26 protein-coding genes are annotated in these 24,325 nt (G+C 59.7%); 16 read left to right on the top strand and 10 right to left on the bottom strand.

Annotated features, from left to right (window positions below; all coding sequences use genetic code 11):
• Positions 1–5: 5 nt before the first annotated feature.
• From CVS27_RS17130 to CVS27_RS17115, 4 genes are all read right to left on the bottom strand, one after another.
• Positions 6–1,325, bottom strand: coding sequence for a Y-family DNA polymerase (locus CVS27_RS17130; RefSeq protein WP_243400256.1), 1,320 nt, complete (start codon positions 1,323–1,325; stop codon positions 6–8).
• A gap of 13 nt (positions 1,326–1,338) precedes the next feature.
• Positions 1,339–1,782: a LexA family protein gene (locus tag CVS27_RS17125; RefSeq protein WP_103467066.1), complete on the bottom strand. Its 444-nt coding sequence runs from the start codon at positions 1,780–1,782 to the stop codon at positions 1,339–1,341.
• A gap of 85 nt (positions 1,783–1,867) precedes the next feature.
• Positions 1,868–2,221, bottom strand: coding sequence for a hypothetical protein (locus CVS27_RS17120; protein WP_133162973.1), 354 nt, complete (start codon positions 2,219–2,221; stop codon positions 1,868–1,870).
• On the bottom strand, positions 2,218–2,997 hold the full coding sequence (locus tag CVS27_RS17115) for a ParA family protein (protein WP_243400255.1): 780 nt from the start codon (positions 2,995–2,997) through the stop codon (positions 2,218–2,220). Before CVS27_RS17115 ends, CVS27_RS17120 begins: the two co-directional genes overlap by 4 nt.
• A gap of 349 nt (positions 2,998–3,346) precedes the next feature.
• On the opposite strand from CVS27_RS17115, the gene CVS27_RS17110 reads away from it, so the two are divergent.
• Positions 3,347–3,952 carry a hypothetical protein gene (locus CVS27_RS17110; RefSeq protein WP_133162972.1) on the top strand — a complete coding sequence of 202 codons (606 nt, stop codon included), beginning with the start codon at positions 3,347–3,349 and terminating at the stop codon, positions 3,950–3,952.
• Here the strand turns inward: CVS27_RS17110 and CVS27_RS17105 are convergent, their stop codons facing one another.
• Positions 3,953–5,773 carry a hypothetical protein gene (locus CVS27_RS17105; RefSeq protein WP_243400254.1) on the bottom strand — a complete coding sequence of 607 codons (1,821 nt, stop codon included), beginning with the start codon at positions 5,771–5,773 and terminating at the stop codon, positions 3,953–3,955.
• Between the two features lie 702 nt (positions 5,774–6,475).
• Between CVS27_RS17105 and CVS27_RS17095 the strand changes: the two genes are divergently transcribed.
• The 3 genes from CVS27_RS17095 to CVS27_RS17085 are packed head-to-tail and all read left to right on the top strand — an operon-like array spanning position 6,476 to position 8,284.
• Positions 6,476–6,922 (top strand): hypothetical protein, encoded by a 447-nt coding sequence (locus CVS27_RS17095; RefSeq protein ID WP_103467062.1) that lies wholly within the window; start codon positions 6,476–6,478, stop codon positions 6,920–6,922.
• 60 nt (positions 6,923–6,982) lie between these two features.
• Complete coding sequence (locus CVS27_RS17090) at positions 6,983–7,366, top strand: hypothetical protein (protein ID WP_243400253.1); 384 nt, start codon at positions 6,983–6,985, stop codon at positions 7,364–7,366.
• A gap of 60 nt (positions 7,367–7,426) precedes the next feature.
• Positions 7,427–8,284, top strand: coding sequence for a hypothetical protein (locus CVS27_RS17085; RefSeq protein ID WP_103467086.1), 858 nt, complete (start codon positions 7,427–7,429; stop codon positions 8,282–8,284).
• Here the strand turns inward: CVS27_RS17085 and CVS27_RS17080 are convergent.
• Positions 8,281–9,270 carry an alpha/beta hydrolase family protein gene (locus CVS27_RS17080; RefSeq protein ID WP_243400252.1) on the bottom strand — a complete coding sequence of 330 codons (990 nt, stop codon included), beginning with the start codon at positions 9,268–9,270 and terminating at the stop codon, positions 8,281–8,283. The two genes, CVS27_RS17085 and CVS27_RS17080, sit on opposite strands and share 4 nt — an antisense overlap.
• A 365-nt stretch (positions 9,271–9,635) precedes the next feature.
• Positions 9,636–9,965, bottom strand: coding sequence for a winged helix-turn-helix domain-containing protein (locus CVS27_RS17075; RefSeq protein WP_103467059.1), 330 nt, complete (start codon positions 9,963–9,965; stop codon positions 9,636–9,638).
• A 152-nt stretch (positions 9,966–10,117) separates the two neighbouring features.
• On the opposite strand from CVS27_RS17075, the gene CVS27_RS17070 reads away from it, so the two are divergent.
• From CVS27_RS17070 to CVS27_RS21075, 3 genes are read left to right on the top strand one after another with little or no spacing between them, the layout of a single operon-like run.
• On the top strand, positions 10,118–10,936 hold the full coding sequence (locus tag CVS27_RS17070; protein ID WP_103467058.1) for a hypothetical protein: 819 nt from the start codon (positions 10,118–10,120) through the stop codon (positions 10,934–10,936).
• Positions 10,933–11,691, top strand: a complete 759-nt coding sequence (locus CVS27_RS17065; protein ID WP_103467057.1) for a hypothetical protein — start codon at positions 10,933–10,935, stop codon at positions 11,689–11,691. The genes CVS27_RS17070 and CVS27_RS17065 overlap by 4 nt, the downstream gene beginning before the upstream one ends.
• A 41-nt stretch (positions 11,692–11,732) precedes the next feature.
• Positions 11,733–12,512 carry a hypothetical protein gene (locus CVS27_RS21075; protein ID WP_103467056.1) on the top strand — a complete coding sequence of 260 codons (780 nt, stop codon included), beginning with the start codon at positions 11,733–11,735 and terminating at the stop codon, positions 12,510–12,512.
• 106 nt (positions 12,513–12,618) lie between these two features.
• Here the strand turns inward: CVS27_RS21075 and CVS27_RS17055 are convergent, their stop codons facing one another.
• The 3 genes from CVS27_RS17055 to CVS27_RS17045 all read right to left on the bottom strand — a co-directional run bounded on the left by CVS27_RS17055 (position 12,619) and on the right by CVS27_RS17045 (position 16,115).
• Positions 12,619–13,290, bottom strand: a complete 672-nt coding sequence (locus CVS27_RS17055; protein ID WP_165788337.1) for a class F sortase — start codon at positions 13,288–13,290, stop codon at positions 12,619–12,621.
• A gap of 163 nt (positions 13,291–13,453) precedes the next feature.
• Positions 13,454–13,693, bottom strand: coding sequence for a hypothetical protein (locus CVS27_RS17050; protein ID WP_103467054.1), 240 nt, complete (start codon positions 13,691–13,693; stop codon positions 13,454–13,456).
• A 112-nt stretch (positions 13,694–13,805) separates the two neighbouring features.
• Positions 13,806–16,115 carry a hypothetical protein gene (locus tag CVS27_RS17045; RefSeq protein ID WP_103467053.1) on the bottom strand — a complete coding sequence of 770 codons (2,310 nt, stop codon included), beginning with the start codon at positions 16,113–16,115 and terminating at the stop codon, positions 13,806–13,808.
• A gap of 353 nt (positions 16,116–16,468) precedes the next feature.
• Here CVS27_RS17045 and CVS27_RS17040 point away from each other — a divergent pair, with 353 nt between their 5' ends.
• Genes CVS27_RS17040 through CVS27_RS17000 form a run of 9 tightly spaced genes read left to right on the top strand, consistent with a single transcriptional unit; the run spans position 16,469 to position 24,315 of the window.
• Complete coding sequence (locus tag CVS27_RS17040; protein WP_133162971.1) at positions 16,469–16,810, top strand: hypothetical protein; 342 nt, start codon at positions 16,469–16,471, stop codon at positions 16,808–16,810.
• Positions 16,807–17,880 (top strand): CHAP domain-containing protein, encoded by a 1,074-nt coding sequence (locus CVS27_RS17035; protein ID WP_103467051.1) that lies wholly within the window; start codon positions 16,807–16,809, stop codon positions 17,878–17,880. Before CVS27_RS17040 ends, CVS27_RS17035 begins: the two co-directional genes overlap by 4 nt.
• A gap of 13 nt (positions 17,881–17,893) precedes the next feature.
• Positions 17,894–18,466, top strand: coding sequence for a hypothetical protein (locus CVS27_RS17030; protein ID WP_103467050.1), 573 nt, complete (start codon positions 17,894–17,896; stop codon positions 18,464–18,466).
• A 2-nt stretch (positions 18,467–18,468) separates the two neighbouring features.
• Positions 18,469–20,061, top strand: coding sequence for a hypothetical protein (locus tag CVS27_RS17025; RefSeq protein ID WP_103467049.1), 1,593 nt, complete (start codon positions 18,469–18,471; stop codon positions 20,059–20,061).
• Positions 20,058–21,575 carry a hypothetical protein gene (locus tag CVS27_RS17020; protein ID WP_103467048.1) on the top strand — a complete coding sequence of 506 codons (1,518 nt, stop codon included), beginning with the start codon at positions 20,058–20,060 and terminating at the stop codon, positions 21,573–21,575. The genes CVS27_RS17025 and CVS27_RS17020 overlap by 4 nt, the downstream gene beginning before the upstream one ends.
• A gap of 28 nt (positions 21,576–21,603) precedes the next feature.
• Entirely contained in the window at positions 21,604–22,371 is a 768-nt protein-coding gene (locus CVS27_RS17015; protein WP_103467047.1) for an LPXTG cell wall anchor domain-containing protein, read from the top strand.
• Complete coding sequence (locus tag CVS27_RS17010; RefSeq protein ID WP_103467046.1) at positions 22,364–23,044, top strand: DUF6668 family protein; 681 nt, start codon at positions 22,364–22,366, stop codon at positions 23,042–23,044. Before CVS27_RS17015 ends, CVS27_RS17010 begins: the two co-directional genes overlap by 8 nt.
• A gap of 11 nt (positions 23,045–23,055) precedes the next feature.
• A complete protein-coding gene (locus tag CVS27_RS17005) occupies positions 23,056–23,358 on the top strand; it encodes a hypothetical protein (RefSeq protein WP_103467045.1) in 303 nt (100 codons plus the stop codon).
• 60 nt (positions 23,359–23,418) lie between these two features.
• Positions 23,419–24,315: a DUF8175 domain-containg protein gene (locus CVS27_RS17000; protein ID WP_103467044.1), complete on the top strand. Its 897-nt coding sequence runs from the start codon at positions 23,419–23,421 to the stop codon at positions 24,313–24,315.
• Positions 24,316–24,325 lie beyond the last annotated feature (10 nt).

The following is a 24,325-nucleotide window of genomic DNA, read 5'->3' as shown; positions in this document are numbered from 1 at the left end:
TTCTTTCATGAGGCTTTGACCAGCAGCAGCTCGTCCCAGTGGGTGGTGTAGCGCGGTGAGAGCATGTCGCGTTTCATGGACCAGTCAGGCCCGCCCCGGACGCCGGCACTTCCAAGCCCGATACTCCCCCGCCCGTACTTCTTGGACACGGATTCCAGCAGCGTGCCGATGCCTCGTTCCTCGTGCGGGTTCTCGAAGAGCTCCAGGGGTGATTGGTTGCCGGTGGGGCGCAGGTCGGTGACCATGATTCCGGCCCGGACGTATTTCACACCTTCATAGATCCGTTCGCACAAGCTGTTGGCGGCTTTGTGGAGCAGTACGGGATCCGCGGTGGGCATCGGCAGCGGGACACACACCGAGGGGTAGGAGATGTTGTCCTGGTTGTAGTGCGACGTGCCGGCAAACGCGGTGAGCACCTTGGCTTGGAGGCCGTGCTTGGCCAGGCGGGCGCTGGGTTGTTGGGCGTAGACGCTCATGACCTGGCCCATGGCCGCGGCCGTGGTGACGGGGGTGGAGAAGGAGCGGGAGAAGATGAGTTGGTCTCGTCCCACTCGTTCCTCTTCCATGGGGATGCAGGGAGTGCCCTGCACCTCCATCACGGTGCGCATCAGCACCACGGAGAAGCGGTCACGGATCATGACCGGGTTGGCGTTCTTCAAGTCCAGAATGGTGCGGATCCCCATGGCGTTCAACCGATTGGTCAAGCGGGTGGCCACGCCCCACAGCTCGACCACGGACAGCCTGGACATCAAACCATCGCGAGCGTCTTCGGGGATCGATTCCCAGTGGCACACTCCGGCGAAGTCCGGATTATGCTTTGCGAGCTTATTAGCAAGCTTCACCAGGCCTTTCGTTCGCGCGATCCCGACACATACCGGGACGCCGACGTGCCGGCGGACAGCATCCTTGATGGTGCGGCCAAGCTGGCGCATCCGTTCGGGCGTGCCGTTCACACCAAGGAATGCCTCGTCAATGGAATACACCTCGACCCAGGCACTGTAGCGGCCCAGCAGTTCCATGACCCTGGCGCTGATGTCGCCGTAGAGCTCGTAGTTGCTGGAGAGTGCCACCAGTCCCCAGGCTTTGGCGCGGGGCGCAAGCTTGAACCATGGCTCCCCCATCGAGATACCTAGCGCTTTCGCCTCGGCGGTGCGGGTGACCACGCAGCCGTCATTGTTGGACAACACGACGACTGGGACGCCTTCAAGGGAGGGATTGAAGGCGCGTTCTGCGCTGGCGTAGAACGAGTTCACATCGACGTGGGCAATGTAGTCACTGCCGGGCATCAAGGCCGGGCCTGAGGGGTCAGCGGTGCGGATACGCATCAATACACCTGACCTAGTGCCGGAGGTCGTGTAAACAGGTTTCAGCCACGCCCCACACGGACAGCGAGCTGGCGTCCGGGACTTGAATGTCTGGGTATTTGGGGTTCTCGGCGTGAAGGACCACTCCCCCGGCCTTCAGCTGCAGGCGCTTGACAGTCAGCTCCCCGTCCAGGATGGCAATCACGATTGACCCATCCCGAGGTGTGAGCGCCCGATTGACGATCAGCTCGTCGCCGTCGCTAATCCCGGCGCCCTCCATCGAATCCCCACTCACCCTCACCACAAAGGTACTGGTGACGTCCTTGATCAAGTGTTCATTGAGATTGATCCGGCCGTCGAAAAAATCTTGGGCGGGCGATGGGTACCCAGCTGCCACCGATTCGCCAACCAGCAAAGGGTGCTGCGCCGCAACCACAGAGGGCAACCCTACAGCAACAGTATTCGAAACATGAGCCATGACACACCATTTACTAGAACAGAAATCTTATAGTTCCAGTGTAGGCCCGCCCTCCGACATTGAAAATCAGCGAGATTGTGAATGCTTAAAGGTCTTTGGGCCTGTACTCGCTCCAGTACGCCAGGACCGCACGCTGAACAATTTCGCGTTTTGTCAGCTTGGTCTTGAACTTTGCAAAGTCGATCGTCTCCATTACCTCAGGCGTCACTTGCAGGTTGAGGTCTTTGGTTGGAAGTTCAACAGGAGGCGTTTCCTTCTTAGGGAGTGGCTTTCTGGGCATGGCCGCTACGGTAGTTCCCTGGGCTGTGCCGATGGGCTGAGCCTTTGGGGGCAATGTTTTGGGTGGGTCTACTGGTTTATGCGAATCAATGGGATCAATGTCCTCATCTGGTGCCGGGACAATGGTCCGCCGCTTGCTCAAGTCTGGTCGATCACTCAATTCAATACCTTCTCATTCAATAGGGTCATGTATGCGTCAGTTACAGGACGGCCTGCACGGTAGTCCCCGTACCATTCGCCAGTCAGGCGGGTCTGCTGCACAATTGTTCGCCTGGGGACCATCGGTGTCAGGAGCAATCCGGTGGCACTCAAATCCTCAAAAGATGCCTTCTCCACCAGGGGGACGATGTTGTCGCTAATGGCGCCCGCAATAATTCCCACTTCGTGAACGCGTTCTGACGATCCAATCAAGGCTCTGTTCGAGTTGAATTTTTCAACCGTTTGCCGAGCACCCATGACGCCATCAATCCCGTCTCCATCGAGCTTCGCAGCGTAGATCACCTTGGTGAGTGCCGTTAGCGTTGCCTTGATGATGGGTCCACCTTGACGGTTGGGCATATCAAAGAAGACCAAATGATCTTCGAGACCAACAAGTGAGCGTTTCAGGCGAAATTCCAAGCCGTCGTCGAGGTCAGCTTCTCGGTTACTCAGGTTTCGGGATGAAGGGACGATCCTAAGGTTCTCAGACCATGGAGACACCTCGGCCAGTTCATCGGCCCAGCCTTCGCAATCATCGCTTGCAAGGATGGCCCCCACGTGACGTCCACCTACAACATCGATGCGTGCCCATTTAGTTGCTGCTGCGCGTGGGTCAACGTCAAACAGTACGGTCTTGATGCCTTGGCGGGCCGCGAGCACGGCGAGAGAGACTGCGGTGTTGGTCTTAGTTACCCCACCGGCCTCTGAGTAAATACCAATCCTGTCCATAACAACCATCCTACAATTCTTGACTTCTAGTTTCGTGGAGAACTTCATAACTATGCATCAAGTTTGCTTGCAATCTTCATTTGTAGAAAACAAGCAAACTTTACATGTTCTTCCCAACAGATCAAGGGGACTACATGGATAGAAACCTATCATACTTTCTTTCTGGTATTCAAGATTACTACAAATGTAGAAAACTACAACTCTCCATCACTGACTGTCCTCTTCGTCGCAGGATCCGTGCAGCGTGGACGGTTTGCCCAACTAGCATTTACCGTGTGTCTAGGCATTGGTATGTCAGTCTTAGCGAGTGTTCTTCAAACGAAAACGGTCCTCGACACCTGACGGTGTGGTGCCGTCCATGCCTGATCAGCCGCGGTTGTCTCCTGAGGAGATGTCCCAGCGCACGGTGGGCGTGGACGCCGACGCCCTGGCAACCAAATATCCTTCACTATTCACGCGGTGGCAGAACGGTGATCTGCGGCCGACGGCGATCACCCCTGCTTTTGATCCCCAGGCACGGGGCGGTCGCGCAGCCTTGTTTTCCGCATCACCTTTTGTGGGTGTTTGGGTGGACGAGGCTTGCGGCGCTCATGAGCCGGCTGTGGACAGATGGGAGCAAGGGCTGCTGTACCCGACTTGGGAGCAACTGTGCCGGCTATCGGCCCTGACACAAACACCCCTGGCCAGTCTCTTGACTGGTGAAGAGAACAACCAGCCATTACTCGGGTGTATCAACGATCCAACAGGCTTCGTTCTGCGACATGGCTTCCACCCCGCCATTGTGGCCACCACAGTCAAATCTCATCCGCAACAGACTTCACTGGGAGACATGGCCACGGCCATCCACAAGGCAATAACTGACGTGCGCGCATCCATTCAAGCGGGAACTGATCCGCACACCGCATTTCTCACCCAACTACTGGGGGAGAGCGACCCAACAGGGCCTAGGACGCCCTGGCAGTAGTTAGGCGGCTAGTAAGTGCCGGTCCAAGGCGCTGAGTTCGCCGTAGCCGTCAGGGACCCAAGAATCCCATTCGGAGATTTCCTCGTCGTAAATGTCTTCCTCCCGAATCACTGGCTCAATGAAGCGTTCAAGGTGGGCGTGCCAGGATTGGCGTTGGGCCCGTATCAGGGCGCACTGGTACTCATAGTCGTCCTGGACACCCAACCATTCCGCGATATGCCGCAGATTGGTGGTGTGGAGGATCTGCCAGGCTCCGTGGTGTCGCTCGATCATGGACACCTCTGCCAGCGTCATGAGCTCCTTGGCGACGGTGGGCCGGCTAAGCTTGGTTGCCCGCACAATATCCGCTGTGGTGGGGGAGTGGCTGCCACGTTCGATGGCTTCATACACTAGGGCTGCAGGGGCACCCAACGCCCGGAACACGGGGCGAATGCCGTAGATCTTGCCCTTGCGCCAGGCATGAGCTTTCGCCACGTCCTTCCACTGCTCTGGCAACCCCAACAGGTAGCTATCTGCCTGCCACCCGTGGGCATCCTCAACCTTGGAGAGCATGCCACCGGAGTGTTTGACCAGGCGGGGCAGCAGGCGAGCGATAGTGCCATGGTGCTGGCCCATCTCCCTGGCAAAGGAACGGCATCCCACATCAACCAACAGAGTCCCCTTAGCCCGAGCGAATCCAATCACAGCGCGAAGGAGGAACCGAAGAGTGATTCCCTCACGTCCAGTGCTGGCAAGGCGTTGGTCAAGGATTGCGTAGAGCACGTTTTCAAGATCATTGATCTCAGCCATCACCGACGCGGGCGAACGAACCTCCTCAGTCCCCCCCCTGTGGGTTAAGGGGAGGCCTGTGTCGCATTTATTGCTATGTTCTTTCCCGGCGCGGACGGCCCCATTTTTTTGGGCTACCCATGCTTGGGCTTTGTCCCATTCGAAGGGCAGCAGACGGCCTAGGTGGGTCGTGTCCTGGTAGAGGGCAGCGAGGCCAGCGAGGTCAGTTGTCAGGCGTTCCTGAACTTGGGGGAGAGTGATGGAGAAGTTGGAGAGGTGGGACAGGACAGCCATGCGAGCTTCCGACGCACTCTTGTAACGGGCCGTGTCGTAGATCCCGGTGCGGGCAACCTGACGCAACACCGATGTGCCGCGGACTGACTGAAAGCCAATGGTTCCGGATGTGGTGGCCACGGCCAGACGCGCTGTGGCGCGGGCATCTTTGCGTGTGCGCACCTGGCGGATAGATGCAGCCAATACGCGGCGCAGAGCAGCCACGGCGGTGGCAGGGTTGCGTAAGCGCATGATGTCGTACGCCTCGGACAGGGGGGTGTCGAGGACCTGGTGGCCCGTCATCGACTTATGCCAAGAACCCGGGGGGCGGATACATCCGTCGGTGATGTTCTGGTGGGGGCCTGGGTCAAGGCTGGGGAAGCGGGTAGCGAGTGCTTCCACGAGCTCGCGGGAATCCTCGGCCGCCAAGCGCTCTACCAAGGGAACGTAGATGTGACGGCCACCGCTGGGGGAGTGGTCCGCCACGAATCGAAGCCCACACGAAGTCAATAGTGCGGTGATGGCGGCCGCGTCAGCGTCCACCACGGCTTGCAGGGCTTTGGAAGTATCAAGGTCCAAACACAATGTCTGCACGGATCCATCCGAGCCGTGAACCATGACGGCGGCCGCGCGGTTTGGCAGCGCTCGTGTAATGCGAGGCGGGGCCAACCGGGGGCGAGGGTACTTACCCACACGGGTAGCAAAACGCATGACGGGGGAGCCTGCAATCAACGGCGCCAATGCCCATGCCTGGGCGTGCGCAGCATCACCGGCGGGCACATCAGGTGTGTCGGCGGAGTTCGTTGTTCCCAAAAAAGCCTGTGCGTGTATGATGGAGTCATTCCTAAGCAAGAGCGCATGACAAAGCCGCTGTTGTTGAAGTAGCTACAAACTAAGAGTCTTGGCGGAATCAAGTTTTAGCTACTGAGTAAGTGTCAGGCAAGGCCCGCAAACTGCGGGCCTTCTGCTTTTAAGAGGCCTGCGCGATAGGCAAAGCCTCCTCTTGCGTATACCGAGAATTCTGGGGACGAATAGCCCACGGAGGCAATCCATCGAGTTGCTTGTCAGCGGCACTCCGGTTCAGGTTGATCATCTGTTCAACGAACTCGCTTGGGGAGAGGTGTAGTCTCTCAGCGGTTTCCTCGACCCATTTCTTTTGGTCGCCAGGAATTTGCGCACTCAGTTGTTCTAGATCTCCTGCGGTGCCCCAAGCACGCCTGAACTTTTTTCCCATCCTCAAAAGCTATCCTTAACTTAAGTCTTCACGTGCATGTGGGTCGGCGTGTCGCAGTGGCAGTGATCGCGCCTCCAAAGACTAAACAAGCGACAGCTTACCTACATGCTGCGCACATGCACAACTCAATAGGTGCCCACTGCCTGCACGCTCCGAGCGGTATCGGGTAACATATTGTGTCAGCTGTCCGCCTGCTCAGTGTGGCGGTCTACACCACAAGCCACTGACCTTGGCGAGGAGCTATACCGATGGCAAACGGAGGCCGCAGCGTGTTCCTTACGCAACAGCAGAAGAAAGAAAAGCTAGCTGATCGCATGGGTATCCTGGTGGATATCTGGGAGTCCGACAACAACACAGTGCTCACTTACCCTCATGTTGAGGAAGCACTTTCCGCCCACGGGATTCAACTATCGCGAACCCGCTGGTCCTACTTGATCAACGGAACCGGCAGCCTGGTGACAGATCAAGAACTCCTCAAGGGCATCGCAGAATTCGTATTTAAGGTACCGGCTACTTATCTGTCTGATCTCTACAGTGAGACTCCGACAGATGTGGAAGCACGGATGGAGTTTCTTGACCACATGCGAAAGCTCAAAGTGAAGAACTTTGCAGCGAGAAACCTGGGAGAGACCTCGCCGGAAATTCTGAGGACGATCACCAAAATTATCGATGCATCAATGAACGGTGAAGAGTGAATGGTATTCCCTCCGGTTGAGGAAACAGTCCTCGAGCTATGCGGTGACGGCACGACATCGATGACAGAAGCTGTAGAACGCCTGAAGCTGATCTGTGAGAAACCGATCCATCTGATTGAACAAGAGGGTGAGTGGGGAACGCTGACCGCCTTGACGGTTGAGTACGAGGACTATATCAACATCCTTTTCCCTCCACGGCATTCATTGCAGTACAAAGTTCACTGCATATATCACGAGCTGGGCCACATCTTTTTGGAAAGCCAAAACCTAGCCTCTCCCCAGATCTCTCAATCGCTCCTGAAGGAGACCAAAAATGCAATCAGCGTCAGCTGCCGGCACATTGAGGATGACCCCGTAGAGCGCTGGGTGGAGGATTTCGCGTTCAGAATGTCAAAGAAGACCCGGGTGAACAGCTCGCCTGCTCTTGATCCTTTCCTCTGCTAAACGATGAGACTGATACTTTTCGCGCTTCTCAGCGCCCTAATCCTGCTTCGAATCCCCGCCGTGGTGAAGGTGAAAGAATCCCGGGCGTCATGGTTGGCGTCGGTGTTCGGCCTCCTCGCGCTCTACTCTCTAGGGATAGTCACACCGCTGGAGACTATTGACAGCTACCTCGGTGGCGTCAACGTCACGAATCTGCTGCAAGCCATCTTCGCGCTGCTGGCGATCTTCTTCTTCAACGACAGCGTGCGTCAGCTAGCGAACATACCTCGCGTCAGCTGGACCTACTACGCTCCGTTGCTGAGCATTCCCATTATGATCACTTGCTTCGCGCTGATTGAGGATAAACGTCCAACTGCCGCGAACTTCATTTTTCCTCGTATGGAACAGCTAGCTACTGCTGCATACAGCGGCATATATATGCTCGCGTTGTTGTTTACGGTCCTCAGGCTTGTCTACATGCTTCGGCACAAGGCAAAGGGCCTGCTAGCCGTATTCGCAGCGGGCATGATCGTCGTCGCGGTGGCTTGTGCATGTCACCTGACGTACGTGGTGCTATTCCATTTCACGCCTTGGCATGAGTTCGCCCTGGCGATCGGATCTTGGTTTTACCGCCTCTTCTATCTAGGCCTTTCAGTGACGGCAGCGAGCTGGCTGATTCTATTCCTGTCGAAGCACCTCCCGAGATTGCGCCTTTGGATGACCGACGCTCTCTGGCTCACTGCGTTGAGGATTCGAGTTAATGCGGACCGCTCGCTGTTCAAGCCCGCATGGGATTTCATCAATGAAACGCTCGAAGACGGAATCTATAAGAGTCTCATTCGCCTGCACAACCACGAGGTCACGAAGCTGGAGGCATTCCCGGAACCTATTAAGAACAGGATCAGCCGAATTGAAGCCAAGCTAGGGGCCAGAATCTAGCCTTGGTCGGTTGAGATCATCTTGCTGACCCATCCTGTAAGTTCGCTAGAAAAGGCGCTGGGCGAGGCGTTCCACTCCTGGGTATGGTGTGCCTTCTGGAATGGAACCAGGGTGACGGTATCAGGATTCGCCTTTTGAAACGCTGTCGAATTCTCCAAGGGTACTTCTTGGTCAGCTTTGGAATGCAAGACCAGCGTCGGGACGGTTACCCTGCCTTCTACATCGGCCCATTCGAGCGCATCAAAGTCGATTGCTTCCTCCAACCCGACTAGCTTCGCGAAGAAAGGCGTCTGCAATAGACGCATGACAAGGCCGGCCCCCGCCGCCGGAACGCCGGCTCGCGCCGCACCTGCTGTGATGGCTTTACGCCAGCTCGTGACGGGCCCCACCAAAACCATCCCTGCGATCTGCTTCCTGTATGCACTGCGCTCAGCCGTGAGCAGTGCCATGGTCCCACCCATTGACCAGCCGGAGAGGATGATTCGCTTGGCTCCATGAGCTACGGCGTAGGCCACAGCGCTTTCCACGTCGCGCCATTCAGTTTGCCCGAGGTGGCTCGTCTCGGCCTGTGGTGGGCTGACCTCCGGGTCGCTTCGAAATGAAGGCACCAGGGAGGTGAATCCCAGGGGACTGAAAGCGTGGACGTCTCGGAACATGATCGCTCGGTCGGTCCAGCTGCCGTGTATATGGATCACCCATACGTCCGGGTTCTTCCCTGTGAACAGCCAGGCCGGCGCCGTGCCGTACGAAGTGGGGACGTTCACTTCTTCGTATCGCCTGCTCAGCGCAGAGGGTGTAAAGAACACATCGGGGGTCCAATCGACAAGAGGTCCCAGACGTTCCGGTCCGGATGCAGGCGGCACGATCCGCCGCTCCACAAACTTTTGATCCTCATCGATCAACATCACTTCGCTGACCCTCGTGTAACGCTTGGTCACAGGGTCGAAGAATCCATAATCACCAGGGGCTTTGGTGTAATCGTCCAAATCGATGCGAACGCCGTGTCCATCAGCTGTTAATTCAGCCCGGCGATAGTCCTTTGGACCCCGCTTAACAATCCTCCGAGCCATAACAACCGCGAACCCAGACAGAGCGGCCGTCGGCGCAAGGAGCGCCAGGCAGGACAGTCCGCGCCATGTTTTCAACACTCAGCGTCATCCTCCAGTGGTGGTCCGTTAGTACAGAAAAATACGAATCCATCGTATCTCCGCTCAGGACTAGCCAAATGGACAGGGCGTGAACCCTACAGGCTTTGCACATGTGCGCTACAAGCGTGTATCGTTCAAATCGCCGTAGGACCTACTCAGCGCCATTACTGTCAACTCACACCACATCACCCGCACGAAAGCCCTTATGACTCGCCTGAAAGATACCTAAAGTAGATCGCCGCCTGCTCTTCCAAAGCTCCAGGCTTCAAGCTGTACACGACGCGCCTTCCATTTGGAATCACAGCGTCTGAATCTGTCACCACCAATCCAGCGGTGACGAGCACGCGAACATGCGTGTAGACCTGGCGATAATCAACCTCAAGGCGACGAGCAATATTGCCAGTGGTATCCCCTTCGGGATGCTGAGAGAGGTCGCGGATGATCCCAGCTCGCAGTTGGTTGACATTGAACACGTTGAGCGCTCCCTCGGTTTCGAGAGACAGCGGGGTTGGCGACTTGTAGGTGCTTGGCATCTACCAATTCTCGCTCACATTGCCATCTCAGGGCTTACGTCATAATAAAAGTGATGGTAGCATCATAATAAGAATGATGCTTTGGACGATTTTACCCTCTATTTCCCCAAGCCCCACTAGGAAGCCACATGTCAACCCGATTGGAGTCTCCGATGTCTACGAAGTTGAACAGCCAAGAGGGGACAGACGTGTTTCTCAAGACGGATGCCGACGCCGAAGGTGCTGTGATCCCAGCAACTTTGGACCAGCTAACCCGTTCAGCGGCTCGCATGAAGGTGGACAAGCTGCGTCGCCACCTGGGGAAGCTGACTCGTGAGCTCATAGTTGTTGAGAATTCCGTGAAAGCTGTAGTGGCCTTGGCTGTGGAACTACACGAGGGCCAGGCACACACTGCTCTTGGATATGGTTCATGGCGGGCGATGATTGAAACGGAGAATCTTCAACTCCTTGGATTGGCTCCGGATGACTTCAACCTCGTTATGCGCGAGATGGTTGCCAAGCATTTTTCCGGCAGCGCAGTGGGCCCCATTATTGGACGAAGTGACCGGACCGGGCAACGGGCAGTAGACAAGTTCATTCGGACTGCAGGAAACGCTGGAGGTATTCCTTCAAGGGTCCGGGGGCTTGATGGAAAGGTCCGTGACCGGACAAGAGGGGCCAATTCGGCATTGACCAGTGGTGTTGCTCAGGGCCAAGAGTCCTCAACTCTCTTTCCGGACAATGCTGATGTGTTGTTCGATGTTGAGGGTTTCCTTTCATCGATCGGCGCTAGCGCAGAGGCTGATGAAACAGCGGATCAGATCGTGATGGTTGAGGCCATCTCACAGGATTTGCAGCTGGCCTTTGACTCCCTAGTTGCCGCAGAACCTGAGCAACGCCACGCTTCCCAGGTTCGAAAGCTTCTGAACCACACCGAAGCTATCCTTGACCAGCGCCGCAAGGTAGCGTCACGCTGGGGCATCCCGGTATGAACGAGGTATCTGCAGCAAAGAGCTTGCCCTTCGCTGAAAAGGACGCAACGCTACTGCGTCTGCTCACCGAATATCGCCAGCAAGGCGAGCACAGTCCTGCAGCTCAAACACTGTTCCGAGACTTCCTACCCGAGCTGACCAAATCATTGGTGTACGACTTCCCTAGGGCCAGTGCCGAGGACATTCTCTCGTTCACGTGGGAGATGACGCGTCGAGTCGGTCTGGAAATGGCACAATCGCCTTGTGCCTACCTGGTGAACTGTGTTCGTGATTGCCTCCGTCGAAAGATGATCGCTGACCGTCATGGAATCTCGGAAAGCATCGTTCAATCCGGCAAGTGGAAGAAGCTGACCGAAGAACTTGGTCTGCAGGAGGATGAAATCCTCATCCTCCCTGTGGGCGATGATGAGGGCGCTGTTCTTAATTCCCTATCAACACCGACCACGCGTCAGTCAAGCCCTCTGTGGCATGAGCTCTGCACCCTTCTCGTCAAGCTGCGGTGGCCCATGAACTTGGCGGCCGAAGCAGTGGACGTTCTGGAGTGCAGCATGGACTCGCTGAGCTTCGACACCGTGAAAGCACTCAACGAACTCCCCTCAAAGGTTCCGGCATCCCACCGAGAGGCACTAGTCACCTTCGTGACCAGTCCACGCGGATACTTATGGGCACGCCTTCGCGGTATGTCCCCTAAAGGGGCGATCGCGCTGCCTTTAGTCCAAAACCAACTAGTGTCACTAGCCTTCACCGGCTTCTAGATTCTCTATTGATTCATCACTCGCCAGGAAAGGCCACCCGTATGAACCCCTCAACAGAAACCTCGAACGCGCTCGAAGATTCCTCCTTCATCACAAGGATCAAGGCGCTTCCCCTGGCAACAAAGATCGTCACAGGAACCCTGGCTCTGGCCATTCTTGCCGGAGGCACAATCGGTGGCATTGCCCTCGCCGGACACGACGGCGGTACCACTTCGGCCAGCGACAGCGTTGTCACTGTGGCTTCCACGTCATCGACCACAGCGACGGCCAAGCCCAGTGTGAAGGCCACTACCAAGGCCACACCGACTGCCAAGGCGAAGCCCACAAGCACCGCCGAAGCGGCAACAGGCAGCAGCGATGCAGGGGGAACTGATGGCGGGGAGGCTGTCGGCGGCAACCCCGTAGACCAGGCACAGCAAGTTCCGGGCCAGGTCGATCAGGGGTCCGTTGCGCAAGCTCCCGCCCCGGCCCCGGCGCCTGCGCCTGCACCAGCCCCGGCTCCTGCCCCTGCACCAGCGCCCGCCCCCGCTCCGGCACCTCCTGTGTATGTTCCGCCCGTCGCACCCTCATTGCCGGCTCAAACCCTTGGCAGCATCGCAGCAGCACGGGCAAGCCTTGGAGCGCCAGCGTTCGTTCCTGTTACCGCGGCCTGTTCTCTGAAAGCCAGCGCATGGGGATCGTCCCTCGATGGTGCAGAAGGAAGCATCCAGCACGCCGAGGCGGTCGGGATGATCGCAGGAAACACAACAGGGGCAACCTTCAGCGCTGACAATACGGTCAACGGCAGGTCAGGAACTCTCAACATCTACCGCTGCAGCTAAGCAACATCGACCGACAGGGAAAACAGTAAGGGCCGCTACCAATTTTTGGTAGCGGCCCTTACTGTTTGCCTCGATTGTGATTGTCTACATCAACTGCTGCCTGATCTTAGGGCCAAGGAGTAGCGGTGATGGCGGTGTTGTCGAGGAAGTTCAGCACCCCGGTTGCGTCGGATGCGATGTCTCCGCCGCAGGTCAGCAGGACAAGTTGGGGGTTTCCTGTGGTGGTGAAGAACGTTTCAGGGAGTGCATGTTTGCCAATGAGCTGAGCGTCTACGGCTTGGTAGCGGTGCACGGTGCCGGCGGCGTCTGTAATGAAGATTGGGGCACCCTTTTGAATGCCTGCCAGCAGGCCCATGGGAGCGATTGAACCGTCCGCGTAGTTCACGTGTCCGGCGATGACGGTTGAGCCTTCGGTAGCGCCTATGGGCGCTGCGGGGCTGTAGTGGCCGGCCAGGTTCGAGGCCGGGAGAGACATGACTCCATCAGGAGTGATCCCGCTTTCGACCAGGGATACGCGCAGCCCGACCGAGGGAACGGAGAGTTCCATGGGGCCCAGCGGCTTTTCAGCCGCGAGGGCTTCATTCGCGGTGGTGGGGCCGGCGAAGGTGTTGGGATCCGTGGTGGTGAAAGGTTTGTCGATGCTTGGTGCCTGCGCATAGCTGGGGGCCTCATCGGAAGTGGTGTTCAGGCTCATGGCCATGACGGCGGCACCACCTGCCAGTAGGACCAGAACCAGCAGAATGGGCAGGAATAGGCCGCGTTTTTTGGGCGTGCTCATAGAATTTGCATCCATTCTGGAAGGGCGTTGAAGATTCTGCGGTCAACAGCTTGCAGCACCCTTTTCAGGGGTCCCGGTTGTGGCCGGTGTATGCAGCAGTTGCACAGCTTGGAGGTGGTTTCTCGGCCTGTTGGCGGGTGGGGCCAGATACCTAATTTCTTCATCAGCAGTTCCTTCCTGCGCCGATGGGTGCGCCGTACATGGTCGAATGGCTGGTTTCTGTCTGGGCCATGCTGGCGTCCAGGAGGGCGGCCCCGAGCTCGCGTGCACATTCCTGGGTGAGGTTGATGACCTTGCCCTTGACGGTCATGCTGACAATCGACAGATTCATCAAGCTGCGCACTTGGCGCGATTCAACAATCACGTTCTCTGTGCTGTGGGGGAGCCGGATCGTTGTCACCATGATGAACTGTTTTCTACTGGGTTTGTGGGGGATGAGTGCGGGGCACCTGGCCTGTCCGGTTGCTTCTGACAGGCTGGATGCCCCGCGTGGGTGTTGCTGAGTGGTGCTGGTGTTACTTGGTATCTACAAGGTCCTCAGCAGAGGTCTTGCGGCGACGGACGATCATGATGCCCGCCAGGGTGAGGCCGGCCAGTGCCAGTGCACCGCCGCCGATGAACATTGCCGTGTTCGGGGTGCTGTTGTCCACGGCGACGATGTTGCCAGCCGGAACAACAGGAACAACCGCAGCCTTGAGAGCTACCGGCTTCTCCGGGGTGGGCAGTTCAGGCTTCTCCGGAGTCGGAGGAACGTCCTTCGGGAAGGCGATCACTGTTTCTTCCTTCTCACCGCACTTGCCCTTATGGAGGACGGTTTCGGTGGTCTTGCCATTTTCGGTGACGCCAACCTTCAACGTTTCGACGTAGCCGTAGGTGCCAACGAATTCAGTCTTGTGGGTGGGGTAGGTGACCGTTGTGGTGGTCACGTCCTGCCACGGTGACTCGTAGAACGGGTTGGCGCAGACAGCCTGGGCGGATCCGTCAGTGGAGTTGTCGAACTTGAACTGCTCCACCTTCGTGGTGACGACAACGCCATCACCTGTGGGGATGGTGGCGGAGACGATACCGGTGTCGTTCATGTCCAGGGGGACGGTGCCGTTCTCGGAAGCCTCGGTGATGATGGCCGGCTTCTCGGTCTTGACCGTCTCGGCCGGCAGCAGGTGCTTGCCAGTCCAGGGCTTCGTGGATTCGGTGGCCACGATGTTTTCCTGCCAGTACAGCTTCGGGTTATCTCCCTTGTCCCAGGCCGCGACGATCTTGCCCCAAGGGACCTTCACATCAGCGGTCTTGACCTCACCGTTGCCGGTAACTGGGGTGGTGACGGTGGCGATGACCTGGGCGTCGGCCGGTGCCGTCTCCGTGCCCGCAGGCTCGGTCTCGGCGTTGGTCATGATGAGCTTGGAGACAACATCGAGCTTGACCTCGGGGTTGTTGCCGGTGACGGTGATGACGTCGTGGATCTTGCCATCTGCGATTTCGGCTGTCTTGGTGCGCACCTCGGGGGTGTACTTCACGATGGTCTGCTCGTTCGGGTCGTTGAACCCGGCCTTCCAGTCAGCGGTGAAGTACTGGCGCAGGCCCTCAGGCTGGGATGCCTTGGAGAACTTTGCCACCGGGTAGTAGTAGCCGGCCGCCTCGGCGTTTTTGGCGCCGGTGACGGTGATGTCACCAACACCATTGGCTGTTCCCTTACCGGAGGTGTGCAGCTTTGCAGATGCAGGGACTTCGGCGGAGGGGGCGAGCTTGGTGGGGGAGTAGTACCAGTCAACATCGAAGATGGCCGGTACGTTCTTGCCGTCCACGAATGCCCAGTCGTTGGCGCTGCCGGTGGCGGTGTTCACATGCAGAACATCGGCAAGCTTGTCGCCGGCCTCAACATAGGTGACGGCGGTGGAGGTGGCTTTGGGCTGGAAGTCGAAGGTCACGAGAACATCGCCGGACTGACCGCTGACGGTGGTTGTACCGGAGGTCACCACCATGCCCTGCTCGCCCGGTACCTTGTGCTTCACCACGGAGGCACCAGGTGCGCCAGTAATGTCGATCTTGACGCTTACCTTGCCGTTGCCGGTAGCGATGAACTCGGGGAGCACATCGCCTGCGTGCAGGTTCACGGCTTTGGAGTTAGTCCCGGCCCACACAGCGGGACCGTTCAGGGTGGCTGTACCGGCCCACCCGTTGATCCCCTGGCCACTCGCGGACAGGACAGATGTGCCTGTTACGGTTCCCTTCTTTCCACCAGGGGCAATGACCAGCTGAGGCTGGATCCTGTACGGACCGGCATTGGCCTGAGCTTCTGCGATCATCTGATCTGCTGCGGCACGGGGACCGGCCGTTGTCGGGGCTGTGGCCAGGGTGCCGAAGGCGGGCCCGTTGCCATCCCAGACGGCGGCATACCTCGGGTCAAAGAGCCGGTGCGCTGCTTCCGCAATGGCACTGTGCTGGGAGGTGTCGCCCTGCTTGGTCTGGACGATGTAGTTGAACAGTGCGGCATTTCCATCAGCAATGGTGCCGGGGTTACTAGGCGTCATTCCTGCGTCTGTGCCCCATTCAATGCACCAGGCGAACTCGCTGCTGTTGGGGTCATGCATGGATCCCAACCAGGTGTTCCAGTCGCCGGACGCGTTAGCCGGCGGAACAACATAGTTCGCACCATGCCAGTGTGCGGCCGGATCATCAGCAGCGCTGGCTACCGTGGCTGCACCCACCCCGGCGCTTGCCAGGACGGTTGTGGCCAGTACGGCGGCGGTGGCCTTGCGGCCCCACCCCGTTTTCTTCTTGTTCTGAAACAGGCTGGTACCTGCTGCAGCTCCTAAACGTGATTGCACGTTCGTCCTTCCCTTATTGGGCTATGGGTTCACCGGAATTAGTGCTCCTAACCCTTAAGAGCGAACTTCGTTGCACAACGAGGGTTTGCCCCAATACCAAGGCAAAACGGGGGACTGGTCCAAATGGTCCAGTCCTTTCGGACCACACTCCGCGTCTCCCCACATCTCGCCGGTGGACTGTCCAACTTTGGACAGTCCAACGTGCCAGAAAATTCTTCACGCCACCGTCAACTACGACATATGTCGCAGTTGACCGCTGGTCGTTCACGTAGCTCATTGTCGAACTTCGCTCTTAAGAGATGAGAGCAATTTTTGGTTGGGGCTGGTCCCCACTTTGAAGGAAGGAGATGAGCGTGGATTACTACCCAGAAGGATTTACCCCGGTTGTCCTGGACAAGGACGGGGCAAGCTCTTCGGGGCAGCGTCAGGGCATACAGAACCATGCGGAGTTCCTGGACAGCGATGTGGTGGGCCAAAAGCTGTTGTTGGCCGTGGCCAGTGTTGCTGACACTCACGGCATCGCGGTGGGCCACACCATGGGGGACTTGGTAGCAATCGCCGGCATCCCTCGTCGGGCAGCTGAACGCGCCCATGCACGCCTCAGTGTCGGAGGGGCACTGTTCGGATTCATCTCCTTGGACAACCGCCCCGTCTGGGTACTTCCTGACTACGAATTAGTAGCGGAGTCATTGTGACGTCATCAGAGAAGTCCTCAAATTGGTGGATCGCGTTGATCGCCGTCCCACTCTTCATGGTGGCGCCCATGTTTGTTGTGGTGGGGCTGGTGCTTTTTTCCAGTGCAGGATCCGCATCTGCTTGTGAGGCGCCGGCTGTCACTGTCGATGGTAAATCGTTGCCCGGTGAGGTGGTCGGATTCAAGGGCGAACAGCTCTCCAACGCCGTGGTTCTGATGTCCCAGGCGAAGTCCTTGAACATGAGTGTTGGGGCGCAGATCATCGTGGTGCAAGCCGCGATTGGCGAGTCAACACTGAAGAACACTCAGGAGACCGACGCGGCCGGGACGGTCAATGGTGAGGCAATCACCATTGGCATCTTGCAGCAGGACAAGTCTTACGGGCCTCGGGAAGACCGGCTGAATGTGGCCAAGGCGGGTAAGGCGTTTCTTACCCGGTTGGGCAAGGTTCCCGGGTGGGAGTCGATGGAGCCGACCATGGCCATCCATGCTGTCCAGATCAATCAGGACCCCTACCACTACACAAAGTTTCGTGCCCCGGCAATGCAGGTCGTTGAAGCCCTCTCCAACGCCAAGGTCTCCACCGGTGGCGGTTGTTCAGGTGTTCCAGGAGACCTGGGCAAGGACGATGACTACCCGTGGAAAAACACGGTCCACAACGCTGACAACCCGGTGACGCACTTCGCCTACCGGAACTGCACTGACTTTGCCTGGTGGAGGCTCATGCAGCAGCTGGGCACCCCGCAGCCTCCGTTTGCCATGGACTCCTTGAAACTTGCCCCGGGCCACGGTGGCCAGTGGGGAGCGGCATGGAAGCGGGTCGGCTGGGAAGTATCCATGACCCCCAAGGTGGGGGCCGTGATTTGGTACGCCCCCAACGCCAACGGGGTTGGCTCCTACGGACATGTGGCCATTGTGAAGGCCGTCAACGCGGACGGGACGGTCCTGGAAGAGGGTTACAACTTCGGACTGCCGCCCACGGGGGAGTACTACACCCGCACCATCGAAGCGTCTTACCCTTCCGGGTATTTGTATCTGCCCACTAAAGACCAGCTCGCCCTTGTGGCCTAGAAAGGAAAATCCCATGATCCGCCATCGCACCCTCATCATCGCCGTGATCAGTGTTGTACTCCTGGGCCTCATCGTTGCCTCTGTGGTGATGATCCGCGGCGGTGCACTGACACCGGCCGCCGGACCAGCTGCAGACCCTACAGCTGCCAGCTCCTCAACTCAGGCAGCAACTGCCACCCCTACTCAGGAATGCGTGCTTTCTTGCGGGGATAGTCCCCAAGCAAACATGGAGGCAGTACCGGCGTTGGTGTGGGATGAGCCGTCAAAGGCTGCTGCGCTGAAGTCGGCGGCCGCGTTCATGACCTCCTTCGCCCGCCCCGAGCTTTCGGCCCAGGACTGGTACACGCAGATCTACCCGCTGACCGACGTCTCCTATGGAAAAGCCCTCTTCGGCACCAACCCGGCCAGGGTCACCGCCTCGGCCGTCACTGGCGAGGCCGTGCTGAGCATTGACCTGGACAACGGATTCGCGGTCTGGGCAACCGTTCCCACCAATACCGGCCCGTGGTCGGTGCAGCTGCGCCGTACCGATGCCGCTGCGCCTTGGCTTGCCATTAACGCCCACCCTGGAGAGGACCACTCATGAAAATGCCTCGATTAGATTTCCGCCGTGGCAAGAGCACCACCGCCAAGGCCCGCTTGCTCCCGCCATGGCCGGTCATTGAAATTCGCGCCACCGCCTCCAACCTGACCGCCGTAATGCACGGAGCAGGGAACCGCCCCCTGGGCGCACCCATCCAGCGCAACTACGACGCCTCGGCCACGATGGGACCGGCCGGAGTGAACGTCTCCATGGAGCTGGCCAAGGCTCAGGGGCTGCGCTGGTGCCGGGTACGGGCCTTTGACGTCAACGGTCTACAGACTGACCTGGCCATCAACGTCGCCGGCCACCGCTTTGAAACCCTGGGCAAGGACGGAACCGTGCTCATGCACGTCGAGTCCTCCGGCACTGGTGCTGGCAACCGTCTAGGTGGGGCTCCCCGGTGGGTGGGCTTGGCCGCCATCGGCGGGTTCGTTGTCATCCTCTCCGGCATGGTGTGGCTCATCGCTTCACTGTTTGCCTCCCCGGATACCTCCGCCGAGCAGGGAACCTCGGTGACGCAGACGGCACCGGCTCAGGCACAACTGCCCGTCCATGCTCCGGCAGGATTCAACACCCTCGCCAGCTGGTCCATTCCAGTCACCAAGTTCTCCGGACAAGTACTGACCACCGGGACCGGCACTGACGAAGTGCTTTGGTACGCAGACGGCTCCGCGGTGGTGCGCATCAAGGCCGCCACCGGGGAACGACTCACCACGACCGATACCGGAATGAGTATCCAGAAGCTGGTGCACACCGATCTGGGCCAGGGCACCGTCATTGCCGCGTACGACGGGCGTACCAAAGTCCTCGGGTTCGCCACCGATGGGGCCAAAGGGCCGCTTGTCGAGTTCAAGGAGGCCACGGTCGTTTCCTTCGGCGGAGACCGACCCTTGGCATCTTCTGTCCGCTCCGCAACGGTCTGGACCGTCGATGACGCCTCCACCCCTGCAGCGCGTTTGGTCCCGGCAGGGGCGAAAGCCCTGGCCTCGATGGGCGGGCGCGTCTTGAGCGTGGACCCCCTCACCGGCCAGCTTTGGTGGATTGGAAGTGATTCGGTGAACTTCCCCGCCCCCCAAAAGCTGGCAATGCCCGCTGGTATGGCTGCGCTGGCCGGTGTGGGGGCTGTTGTGGACGGGTACTGGGTCGCTGAGTTCAGGGCCGGATCCGCCACTGACTATTCCTCCCCTGTGATGGTCGCCGCCGCGCCCCTGACTGCCGGGAACCTCGGCGCTTGGACGGACCCGGTTCAGGGATCTGTCGGTGCAGGAACCCAAATCGCGGTTGGCGACGGCGCCCACGGAAACCTCTTCTGCTTCCTTGATACGGCGTGGAACACCTCCACCGGTGCCGCACTGACCCGCCCGACGGAGCTGCCCTACCGGGGCGCTGGATGCTCTACCGGGTCCTGGCTGCTCACTGCTGGGGCAGGCACCCTCTCCATTGATGAGAGCGGAGCTCAGGCCGCCGTAGGTGTGTGGGACCAATCGACACCCCGGCCCCTGACCGGCACCAGTACCGGGAACGGGATTGTTGCCTACAGCCAGGCAGGCACCGGAACCACCCTTTATTCACTGACCCCGGAAGGGCAAGCGAAATGAGCAATTCACTCAACAGCGTCGGGCTGCCCCCGCGCCCGGCTACAGCTCCACGGCACCCAGCATCCCCGCCACCGGCACCGGCACCGGTAGTAACCGCCATCATCAACACCACAGGCGTAGCCACGTGGGAAGGGCTGGGGGAGTTTGAGTCCTTCACTGCGCAGGATCCCCGACAGGGCCGCGCCTGGGTGTGGGGCCGGCTGCGCCAGCGTCTTGACCACCTGCCCGCGGGTACCAAGATTGTCGTCAACGACGCCATCACCGGCCGCCACGAGCTCCTAGCCCGAAACCTGGTCAATCCCGCACCTGTCCTGACGGGGAACATCGCCGGTGTTGAAGAGATCACCGTGCCTGCGCCCGCCACACCGACCAAGGTGTCACGGCGTGGCCGCACGGCTCCGACCCCTGCCAAGAAGCGGAAGTTCTGGCTGCTTGGCGCCGGGGTCGTTACTCTTGCCGTCCTGGCCGTTGGCTTGTGGTTCCTCTACGGGTGGGCAGCATCCCTGGCGGCCTCACAAACGCCTGATCCCTCTTCCTCAGCGGCACAGCAGAGCCAGGCTACCGGCATGGATCAGCTGTGGTCCGTACCGTTCTCCGGGGAGGCAGGGTCCGCCCTGACTGCAGGGGACCAGATTGTCTCCGTTGACAAGGACACCGTGACCGGGCACTCCATCACCGATGGAACGACGACCGCCAGCTGGAGCGCACCGGCCGGAACCTCTGTGCGCCTGTTGGGTGGGGACGGGCTTGTCCTGGCTATCGCAGGGGATAAGGGAGCCGTCTTCGAGGGCACAGAGGCGACAGAGTTCACCGCAACAGGCAAAGCCAGTATGCGCGGAACCACACCGTTCTTCGTCACTGGAACAGGTGCCGAGCAAAAAGCTCTGACCTGGGATTCGAAAGCCAAGAAGTTCACCACCAAGGACGCCCCCGTCAAGGGTGCAGCACCGGTGGGCATAGCCGCAGCGGATGCAATGGTGTGGGCCTTGACGGGAGGACGGGTCACCGTCGTCACCGGCACCGAGGCCGCACCCCCCGTAACCCTGGCAGCACCGGCCAGTGAGGCGAAGCTGGCCAGTTGGGTAGCCGTCACGGACACAGCAGTGATTGTGACCTGGAAGGGCGCATCCGGCACGGTCGCGGCCATGCACTCCCTGAAATCGGGCGCGATCCTGGCACAGGTTCCCGTCACCGGGGTAGTGGCCAAGAACGCGACAGGGCAGATCATGGACACCCCCCAGGACGGCACCCCCGCCCTGCTTGTCGCCACCGATAAGACCCTGACGGCTGAGAGCGGGCCTTGCGCTGAGGCCGTGCACGCCGCCGGTACCTGGTGGTGCCCGAACACGGACGGGCGCTTCTCTAACACCGGCGCGTCACCCATGACCCTGCCCACCGGGCAGATACCTGTGGCCGGCCATGGCGAGACCCTGCTCACCACAGGGGACAGTCACCTCAATGCTTGGCATCTCGCGGAGACCGCGGCCGCCACAGAAGACCACCCCAACAAGTAATCAACAACCAACGAAAGAGAAGAAGACCATGAGCGGAAAGCACGTAGCAATCAAGCCCGTCCGAAAGATCAACACCAGCAAGGGAGTGAAGCTCGCTGCCGGTTCGGCCCTGGCCCTGTCGGTGGTGATCGGAGCCCCCACGATGGCCTTGGCATCCCCGGCAACAGAGAGCCCCACCCCGACGTCCACGGGATCCGCATTCACCACCCAGGACCCCGCAAGCTCCGCCGTCATTGAGGCAGAAGTTCACGCCCCCGTGACACTGGAGGCTTCCGTAGTGGACAGCCTGGAGCTGGCAGTTGGGGACGATCTTCTGATCGATATTGATCCTCCGGTGGACCCGATCGAACCCCCGGTCGATCCCACTGATCCTCCTGTGAACCCGACAGACCCCCCGGTCGACCCCACTGATCCTCCCGTCGATCCGACCAACCCGCCGGTCGATCCAACCAACCCGCCGGTCGATCCGACCAATCCTCCGGTCCAGCCCACTCTCCCGCCGGTGGAGCCCACCACCCCGCCAGTTATCGTTCCGGGGAACCCGGGCGGTCTCGTACCGCAGGGGCCGATCGAGTATGTTCCGGCCCAGCCGGTGTACAACGGTGCCGGTGTTGGCGCAGCTCCTGTCGCGTATCAGCAGGCAGCGGCCGGCGCCTCGTTGGCGAACACCGGAGCCAATGATTCCTCCATGTTCTTGGCCGCTGGCGGACTCGGTGCGCTCCTGCTGGGCGGGACAGTGTTGACGGTGGGACGGCGCACCCCCAAGGCCTCCAAGGGTGGGGGCAAGCATGTCTGAGAGCAGCGGCGCTTCCCCCTGGACCGCAGACACCACAGCGGCCAACGAGGAACTCTTCACCGAAGACTTTGACCCAGTGCTGGGGGAGTCTCTGGTACTCGGGGGCATGGCTCTGCTGGACCCTTTCACCGCTGACACAGCCCAGGACCTGGCGCCGTCGGCACAGGCACGCCTGTGGCTGGTCGGAGCCAGTGGCGGGGTGGGTGTTTCCTCCCTGGCCACCTGGTGTGGAGAGGTAGCGGCCGAAGGCTTTGACCCCGCCCGTTTGGGTGGTTTGCCGGGGTTTTCCAACGCCGGTGGCTGGTACGGGGGAGTGCCTGTGGGTGCGCCGGTGTGGATTGTGGCCCGGGTGGATCCGCGTTCCTTGGAAGCTGCACGGGTTTTGGCAGGGCGCTGGTCACGAGCTGAACTTCCCTGGACGGTGGCCGGGCTCGTTCTGGCCTACGGGCCAGAGGGAACCGGCAAGAAGGCAGTGAACACGGCCAAAGCCATCTCGCGTCTCTTTCCTCAGACAGTGAGCCTGCCCTGGCAGGAAGCTGACGAGAACGGGCAGCTGGCGGAGTTGGCCCAGAGTCACCGCCGCATCCGGGCAACGGTGGCAACTATTACCGCAACAGAAAAATCCGCGCATTGGATCCGTCCCGCGACAACTGTCGCCGGCACACATAACTAGGAGTACCTGAAATGAACACAGCACTAGTACTGGCGCAGACAGTAACCATGATTCCTGCCGGCATCTTCGATGGCCCGCCGGTGGAAATTCCCGGCGTGACCACCTTCATTGTCCAGCTGGTCGGTTGGGCGAAATGGGGTGGCCTGCTCATTGCTGGCTTCTCGATCCTGATTGGCCTGGTGGCCATCGGCGGAACCGTGCTCTTTGGCATGCACGTGACCAAGAAGTTCCTGATGGGCATCGTGATTGCCTTCGGCGTCGGGGCACTGATCGGCAGCATCGGCTTGATTATCGGCATGGCCCTGGGCGTCTAGCCAGCCAGGGCTTCATCCCCTCCGCTCCGTAGAACCATCAAGAACAAAGGATAAAGAACTATGCGTCAAGGTAAAGGTGTCCAGTCCTGGATCAAGGGTGCCTCCGCGTCAGCGCGGCGCTCAACACTTTGGGATCCCAACTCGGTGACAGCAAAATCCCGCAAGAACCGGCGGATCGTGCTGTTTTCCCTCGTCGGTCTTCTCGTGTTGCTGACCCTGACCGTTGTGATCATCTCTTCGATCACCGGCAAGGGCACCTCTGTCGGCGCAGCAGTTACCGCTGGGCCCGCTGCGGCGGCAACCACTGCCCCCGCAGCGGGCCCGGCGGCCGTACCCACCGATCCGGCCCCGGCTGGCGGCAGTTGCCCGGTGGATGACGGGGCCGACATTACGCTCTCTGCCCCGTCCGCAGCGGCCCAGTGGGAAGTCAAGGGCACCGCCAAGGTGCCGGTGGTTTCCGGCCCGGGACCCTGCACGGCCGATAGTGCTGGGGCCTTCCACGGTTTCGCCCATTCCATGACCGGGGCCCTGTACGCGGCTCAGTGGTATGCCGGGGCGTTGGAAGTTTCCGGCACGGTGCCCGGCGCCGAGGCACGCATTAAGTCCTCGGTGGCCGATCTGCCCGGGCGGGAGAACATGATTGCGTTGGCCCAAGCGGTCGCCGCGGGCTCCGGTCCTGTGCCGGGGGAGCGGGACATCAATACCCAGACCGCCGGCTACCAGATCCACTCTTACACTCCCGAGAATGCCCGCATCTTCCTGGCCGTCGCCAACGGGCGCGGGCTCAGTGGCATCAACGTCTTCCAGGTATCCCTGAGCTGGGCTGACGGGGATTGGAAACTCGTCCCCACCCTCTCCGGTGGCCTGTACGAACGCGCCCCGGGACAGACCCTTGAGGGATTCGTTGCCTGGGGATCCCCCGGTTTCCCGGACCTGTTGCCGACGGTGACCAAATGACCAAGCTGAC

It is taken from the genome of Arthrobacter glacialis, from assembly GCF_002909445.1.
Taxonomy (GTDB): Bacteria; Actinomycetota; Actinomycetes; order Actinomycetales; family Micrococcaceae; genus Specibacter; species Specibacter glacialis.
The sequence above is the reverse complement of the archived record's forward strand: the minus strand, read 5'-3'. Positions and strand labels throughout refer to the sequence as shown.